Annotated in this window: 8 protein-coding genes; 5 read left to right on the forward strand and 3 right to left on the reverse strand. The window is 71.1% G+C overall.

The window, feature by feature from the left end:
- Positions 1–30: 30 nt before the first annotated feature.
- Both ABZ915_RS38310 and ABZ915_RS38315 read right to left on the reverse strand, forming a co-directional pair.
- Positions 31–1,158 (reverse strand): adenylate/guanylate cyclase domain-containing protein, encoded by a 1,128-nt coding sequence (locus ABZ915_RS38310; RefSeq protein ID WP_361813059.1) that lies wholly within the window; start codon positions 1,156–1,158, stop codon positions 31–33.
- 229 nt (positions 1,159–1,387) lie between these two features.
- Positions 1,388–2,281 (reverse strand): biotin--[acetyl-CoA-carboxylase] ligase, encoded by an 894-nt coding sequence (locus tag ABZ915_RS38315; RefSeq protein ID WP_361813061.1) that lies wholly within the window; start codon positions 2,279–2,281, stop codon positions 1,388–1,390.
- A gap of 298 nt (positions 2,282–2,579) precedes the next feature.
- On the opposite strand from ABZ915_RS38315, the gene ABZ915_RS38320 reads away from it, so the two are divergent.
- The 4 genes from ABZ915_RS38320 to ABZ915_RS38335 all read left to right on the forward strand — a co-directional run bounded on the left by ABZ915_RS38320 (position 2,580) and on the right by ABZ915_RS38335 (position 5,392).
- A complete protein-coding gene (locus ABZ915_RS38320) occupies positions 2,580–4,190 on the forward strand; it encodes an acyl-CoA carboxylase subunit beta (protein WP_361813063.1) in 1,611 nt (536 codons plus the stop codon).
- A gap of 25 nt (positions 4,191–4,215) precedes the next feature.
- Complete coding sequence (locus ABZ915_RS38325) at positions 4,216–4,425, forward strand: acyl-CoA carboxylase epsilon subunit (RefSeq protein ID WP_361813065.1); 210 nt, start codon at positions 4,216–4,218, stop codon at positions 4,423–4,425.
- Positions 4,426–4,506: 81 nt separating this feature from the next.
- Complete coding sequence (locus ABZ915_RS38330) at positions 4,507–4,635, forward strand: hypothetical protein (protein WP_361813067.1); 129 nt, start codon at positions 4,507–4,509, stop codon at positions 4,633–4,635.
- A gap of 139 nt (positions 4,636–4,774) precedes the next feature.
- Positions 4,775–5,392 (forward strand): nucleoside triphosphate pyrophosphatase, encoded by a 618-nt coding sequence (locus ABZ915_RS38335; RefSeq protein ID WP_361813068.1) that lies wholly within the window; start codon positions 4,775–4,777, stop codon positions 5,390–5,392.
- On the opposite strand, the gene ABZ915_RS38340 is transcribed toward ABZ915_RS38335, so the two are convergent.
- Complete coding sequence (locus tag ABZ915_RS38340) at positions 5,364–5,909, reverse strand: hypothetical protein (protein ID WP_361813070.1); 546 nt, start codon at positions 5,907–5,909, stop codon at positions 5,364–5,366. The genes ABZ915_RS38335 and ABZ915_RS38340 overlap by 29 nt on opposite strands.
- A gap of 374 nt (positions 5,910–6,283) precedes the next feature.
- Between ABZ915_RS38340 and ABZ915_RS38345 the strand changes: the two genes are divergently transcribed.
- Positions 6,284–6,494: biotin carboxylase N-terminal domain-containing protein (locus ABZ915_RS38345; protein ID WP_361813072.1), on the forward strand; the 211-nt coding region annotated here is incomplete at its 3' end.

Raw genomic sequence — 6,494 nt, forward strand, 5'->3', positions numbered from 1 at the left:
CGGGCTGAGGACCTGGGCCGGGGGACCGGGCTAGGCGTCGCTGTCCCGCCGTGCGAGCAGCCACGGCTCGACGACACCGAGGCCGCGGACCGGGCGCTGCCACATCGGCTGGAGCGCGAAGCGGTACGTCGGTGGCTCCTCGCCCTCCTTCTCGGCGGCGGCCGCGGCCTCGGCCGCCTCCGCCTCCGACGCGGGTGCCTCGCCGGTGCGGATGATCTCCTCGGCGAAGGCGCTGTCGACGAGCACGGAGTCGCGCGGGGCTATCGAGGTCAGCCGGGAGGCGAGGTTCACCGTCGTACCGAAGACATCCCCCATCCGGGTGGTCACCGTGCCGAACGCCATCCCGACCCGCAGCTCGGGCATCGTCTCGTCGTTCGCCATCGTCTCGACCAGCCGCAGCGCGATGTCGGCGGCCGTGCCCGCGTCGTCGGCGGCGTACAGAACCTCGTCGCCCAGGGTCTTGATGAGCCGGCCGCCGCGCGCGGCCACCAGGTCGGCGGCGGTCGTCTCGAACGCCTCGACCAGTTCGCCGAGCTCCTCCTCCTCCATACGGCGGGTCAGGCGCGTGAACCCGACCAGGTCGGCGAAGCCGACGGCGAGCCTGCGGTCGACCATCTCCTCGTCGTCCGCGGCCTGCACGACCCGGCCCGCCGAGGCGGCGAGCTGGCGGCGCCAGACGTAGACGAGGAACTCCTCCAGCTCGGGCAGGAGCAGCTCGACGATCGGGTACGTCACCTCGGTGCGGGTCATGCCCGGCTCCGGCGGCTCGGTCAGCCCCTCCAGGAAGGAATCGATCTGCCACTCCGCCAACCGGGCGGTGGTCTGCCCGGTGGAGCGGGCCACCTGCACGGCCATCGCCTCGCTCAGCAGCCCCGCCTCGACGAGACCGGCCAGCCGCCGCAGCGCCAGGACGTCGGCCTCCGTCAGCGCCTTGGCCTGGCCGATGTCGGCGAAGCCCATGGCCCGCCAGAAGCGGGAGGCCAGCTCCATGGAGACGCCGGCGCTGCGGGCCGCCTGAAACGGGGTGTAGCGCCGCTCGGCGCCCAGGATGAGGTGTTCCAGGCGCAGGGCGAGCGGGTTGTCCTCGCCGGAGTCGGCGGCGTGGGGATCCACCCGGCCGTCCGAGTCCGCGCCGGAGCCCGTGTCGTCGACGGTCACGCCTGCTGCCCTTCCGATCTGCCACGGTCAGGTATCGACCGGCCTTCACTCTACGGTAGGTGTGCGCCAGCTCACTCCGTTGGGTTTGGCGGATGGGGGGCGTTGGAGTGGGCGCCGCCGGGGGCTGCCGCCCCCAGACCCCCGCTGTCGGCCTGAACGGCCTCGTCCTCAAACGCCGGACGGGCTGAGTGATGCGGACCGGCATCGAGGAATGACCGGCCCGGACACGTCACGCCGGCCGCAAGTGCACGATGTCCCCCGCCCCCACCGGCTCCCGTACTCCCTCCTCCGTCGCCAGTACCAGTCGCCCGTCGCCGTCGATCGCCACCGCCTCGCCGACGACCGACCGGTCGCCCGGCAGCTCGGCCCGTACGAACCGGCCGAGGGTGGCGCAGCCGGCCGCGTAGGTCTCCTGGAGGCCGCTGGCCGCCGGGTCGCCCCCGGCCGACCGCCAGCGCTCGTACCAGTCGGCCAGCGAGCGCAGCACCGCCCGCAGCAGCGGATCCCGGTCCGTGCTCACCGCCCCGGCCAGCGCCAGCGAACCGGCCTGGGGGACCGGCAGTTCCTCGGCGCGCAGCGAGACGTTGATGCCGACGCCGATGACGACCCCGTCGTCCCCGGCCCGCTCCGCGAGGATGCCGCCGGCCTTGCGTTCCTCGCCGTCCACGGTCACCAGCAGGTCGTTGGGCCATTTGAGTGCCGTGTCCACGCCCGCCACCCGCGACAGCCCCGTCGCCACCGCGACCCCGGTCAGCAGGGGCAGCCAGCCCCAGCGGGCCACGGGCACCTCGGCGGGGCGCAGCAGGACGGAGAAGAACAGGCCGGAGCGGGCGGGGGCCGTCCACTGGCGGTCGAGCCGGCCCTTGCCGGAGGTCTGCTCCTCCGCGACGAGTACGGCGCCTTCGGTGGCCTTGCCCGCCTCGGTCCGGGCCACCAGGTCGCTGTTGGTGGATCCGGTGCTCCGCACCACGTCCACCTCGGACCACAGACCGCCCTCCCGCAGGAGCCCGCGCCGCAGCGCCGGGACGTTGAGGGGCGGGCGGCCGAGATCGGACCACTGACTCGACCTCGGCTCGCGGGGCCCGTCGGACGGGTTTTCTTCTGCACCTGGTGGCGTATCCATGCAAGCCACCCTAGGTTTGACATCCTCCATCCCGCACGGGGTGGATTCCAGCCCGAAGGACTGAGGTTCACGGGCGCTCGACCACTCTCGTGGTGTCACCCCTCCGACGTGTCCCGCCGCGACACCATGATCGTACGCACAGCCGTGCAGCCTCGCCGCCGGTTTCCTAGATGTCGTCGGCGTTCCTGGGAAGACAGGGCCGGTGTGGCAAACGCCGCACTGCCGAGGGACAGGCACCCCACTACGCTACGGATGAGTAACCGTCCCCCCTTTTGAGCAGGCAGGGAGCCGCATCCCGATGTCCGAGCCGGAAGAGCGTCAAGAGATCCAAGGGATCGACATCCACACGACCGCGGGCAAACTCGCGGATCTCCAGCGCCGTATCGAGGAAGCGACGCATGCCGGCTCCGCACGCGCCGTCGAAAAGCAGCACGCCAAGGGCAAGCTGACGGCCCGTGAGCGGATCGAACTACTGCTCGACGAGGGTTCCTTCGTCGAACTGGACGAGTTCGCCCGGCACCGGTCCACCAACTTCGGACTGGAGAAGAACCGGCCCTACGGGGACGGCGTCGTGACGGGCTACGGGACCGTCGACGGGCGCCCCGTCGCCGTGTTCTCGCAGGACTTCACCGTCTTCGGCGGAGCGCTGGGCGAGGTCTACGGGCAGAAGATCGTCAAGGTCATGGACTTCGCCCTGAAGACCGGGTGCCCGGTCATCGGGATCAACGACTCCGGCGGGGCGCGGATCCAGGAGGGTGTGGCCTCGCTGGGCGCGTACGGGGAGATCTTCCGGCGCAACACCCACGCCAGCGGTGTCATCCCGCAGATCTCGCTCGTCGTGGGCCCCTGCGCGGGCGGCGCCGTCTATTCGCCCGCCATCACCGACTTCACGGTCATGGTCGACCAGACCTCGCACATGTTCATCACCGGCCCGGACGTCATCAAGACCGTCACCGGCGAGGACGTCGGCTTCGAGGAGCTGGGCGGCGCCCGGACCCACAACACCACCTCCGGGGTGGCCCACCACATGGCGGGCGACGAGAAGGACGCCATCGAGTACGTCAAGCAGCTGCTGTCGTACCTGCCGTCCAACAACCTCAGCGAGGCCCCGGTGTTCCCGGAGGAGGCGGACCTCACCGTCACCGACGAGGACCGCGAGCTGGACACGCTGGTGCCGGACAGCGCCAACCAGCCGTACGACATGCACGCGGTGATCGAGCACATCCTCGACGACGCCGAGTTCTTCGAGACGCAGCCGCTGTTCGCGCCGAACATCCTCACCGGCTTCGGGCGGGTCGAGGGGCACCCGGTGGGCATCGTCGCCAACCAGCCGCTCCAGTTCGCGGGCTGCCTCGACATCACCGCGAGCGAGAAGGCCGCGCGGTTCGTGCGGACCTGCGACGCCTTCAACGTGCCGGTCATCACCTTCGTCGACGTGCCGGGCTTCCTGCCGGGCGTCGACCAGGAGCACGACGGCATCATCCGGCGCGGCGCCAAGCTGATCTTCGCCTACGCCGAGGCCACCGTCCCGCTGATCACGGTGATCACCCGGAAGGCGTTCGGCGGGGCGTACGACGTCATGGGGTCCAAGCATCTGGGCGCGGACCTCAACCTGGCCTGGCCCACCGCCCAGATCGCCGTGATGGGCGCGCAGGGCGCGGTCAACATCCTGCACCGCCGCACCATCGCCGAGGCGGAGGCCGCCGGAGACGCGGACGCCACCCGGGTGCGGCTCATCCAGGAGTACGAGGACGCCCTGCTCAACCCCTACGTCGCGGCCGAGCGCGGCTACGTCGACGCGGTGATCATGCCGTCCGACACGCGCGGGCACGTGGTGCGAGGTCTGCGTCAGCTGCGTACGAAGCGGGAATCCCTTCCTCCGAAGAAGCACGGGAACATTCCGCTGTAGGCCTCGGGAACCCTTGGGAGCTGATATGACGATCAAGGTCGTACGGGGCAATCCGACCCCTGAGGAGCTGGCCGCCGCCCTGGCGGTGGTCCGGGTCCGCGCCGCGGCGGCGGCCGGCACGCCGTCCGGCGCGGAGGGACCCCGGGACTCCTGGGCCGACCCGGCCCGCATCGCCGCCCACCGGCTCCCGAAGCCGGGCCCGGCGGCGTGGACGCGCACCTACTGGCCGGGGTGAACCGGACAAGCGGAATCCTCGCGGCCAAGTTGAGTACGCGTACTCAGGCGCCGCGCGGGCGCCGCGCCGGACCATGGGGAGATGCTGTGGTCCGACCCGGAGAACGAGCCGCCGAAAGAACTGCGCGACATGCAGGACATGCTGCGGCGGCTCGGTCTCCTCATGGCGCTGGCCATGGTGCTGGCGATGGTCGTGATCGGTCTGAGGTGAGAACGGCACGGCCGCCTGGCCAGGTCCTGTCCGGCGGATCAGGCCGCGGGAAATGGGCGGTGCCTCATCGCCGCAGATGGGCGTGCCAGGCCCCGCGTCTGCGGCATGATCCACCGGACAGGGCCTATAACCTGACCGCATGACTGCCAAGCCGCGCAGGCGACTCGTGCTCGCCTCCCAGTCCCCCGCCCGGCTCGGTCTGCTCCGGCAGGCCGGGCTGGAGCCAGAGGTGATCGTGAGCGGGGTCGACGAGGACGCCGTCACCGCGCCCACCCCCGCAGAGCTGGCGCTGGCCCTGGCCGAGGCGAAGGCCTCCGTGGTCGCCGCCCGGCCGGAGGTGCAGGGCGCCCTCGTGATCGGCTGTGACTCGGTGCTGGAGCTGGACGGACAGGCGCTGGGCAAACCCGCGGACGCCGAGGAGGCCACCGCTCGCTGGAAGGCGATGCGCGGACGGGCCGGGACCCTCCAGACGGGGCACTGCGTGTGGGACACGGCGGCCAAGCGGTACGTCTCCGCCACCGCCTCCACCGTGGTCCGCTTCGGCGAGCCGACCGACGAGGAGATCGCCGCGTACGTCGCCTCCGGCGAGCCTCTCTACGTCGCCGGGGCCTTCACCCTGGACGGCCGTTCGGCGCCCTTCATCGAGGGCATCGACGGTGACCACGGCAACGTGATCGGGATCAGCCTGCCCCTGGTGCGGCGGCTGTTGAAGGAACTGGGCGTCGGCATCACGGAGTTGTGGGCGCCGGCGGAGTGACCGGGGCGGGGGGCACGTCGTCCTGCGGCTCGGGAGCCGGGTCCGGGGCCGGAGCCGGGGCGGGGTCGCCGCCGGAGCCGCCGCCGTCGCCGGGCGTGCCCCCGGCCGCCGCCTTGGCCGGGCCCTCCTGACGGTCGTACGTCATCAGGAGCAGCACGATCAGCGCGAGCACCACCACCATGGACAGGAACGCGGTCCAGCCCACCAGCCCCCAGGCGAACGCGCCCAGCAGCCCGTGCACCACCGCCACGCTGATCAGCAGGACGCGGCCGAAGGCGGCCGGGGCGCGGTCGCGGACGGCGACCAGCAGCGCGACCAGGGCGCACAGCGCGAAGTAGAGGCCGAAGAGCACTCCGCCGATCTTCGAGGACAGTGCCATCTTGTCCGGGTCGAGACCGGCCAGGGACATGTCCTGACGGTCCACCACCACTCCGAGGAACCAGTTCAGCGCCGCGATGCCGAGTGCCTCGGCGAGGAGTACGACCGCCACCACCCACGCCACCGGTCTGCGCACCACCGGTCCCACCCACTTTCGACCGCAGCCCGACCAGAGCTGCCGTTACCTGAAGTACGTTCAAGACATCGCGAACGCTACTAACGGGTAAACCCCGGGACAAGGGTCCGGTCGGGAGCAAAGAATCGTTGGGCCATTCGTAGGGACTCAACAAAGAAACCGAGTGGGGCGCGGCACGCTCTCACAGAGACCTTGACCACATGGCAGGACTAGGGTTTTCCGGTGGGGCCTTGCGTACCTCGGTGCGACATGGGCTTTCGCGGGTCGAGCGAGCCTCGAATCACGCTCCGTGTGGGCAAGCTCACCATTGGGGACGGGTCGAAGTGCCGTGTCGGCAGTCCCTAAACTCGGCTTGTTTCAAGGAGGGAGCCTCAATCGTGCGCAAGGTGCTCATCGCCAACCGTGGCGAAATCGCTGTCCGCGTGGCCCGGGCCTGCCGGGACGCCGGGATCGCGAGCGTGGCCGTATACGCCGACCCGGACCGGGACGCTCTGCATGTCCGCGCCGCGGATGAGGCGTTCGCTCTGGGCGGTGACACCCCGGCCACCAGCTACCTCGACATCGGCAAGGTCCTCGGGGCCGCCCGGG

This window comes from Streptomyces sp. NPDC046915, assembly GCF_040644935.1.
Taxonomy (GTDB): Bacteria; Actinomycetota; Actinomycetes; order Streptomycetales; family Streptomycetaceae; genus Streptomyces.

Excerpts from the sequence above, each read along its gene's own strand:
- ABZ915_RS38315 (WP_361813061.1), bottom strand. The coding sequence starts at position 2,281 with ATGGATACGCCACCAGGTGCAGAAGAAAACCCGTCCGACGGGCCCCGC.
- ABZ915_RS38320 (WP_361813063.1), top strand. The coding sequence starts at position 2,580 with ATGTCCGAGCCGGAAGAGCGTCAAGAGATCCAAGGGATCGACATCCAC.
- ABZ915_RS38325 (WP_361813065.1), top strand. The coding sequence starts at position 4,216 with ATGACGATCAAGGTCGTACGGGGCAATCCGACCCCTGAGGAGCTGGCC.
- ABZ915_RS38330 (WP_361813067.1), top strand. The coding sequence starts at position 4,507 with ATGCTGTGGTCCGACCCGGAGAACGAGCCGCCGAAAGAACTGCGCGAC.
- ABZ915_RS38335 (WP_361813068.1), top strand. The coding sequence starts at position 4,775 with ATGACTGCCAAGCCGCGCAGGCGACTCGTGCTCGCCTCCCAGTCCCCC.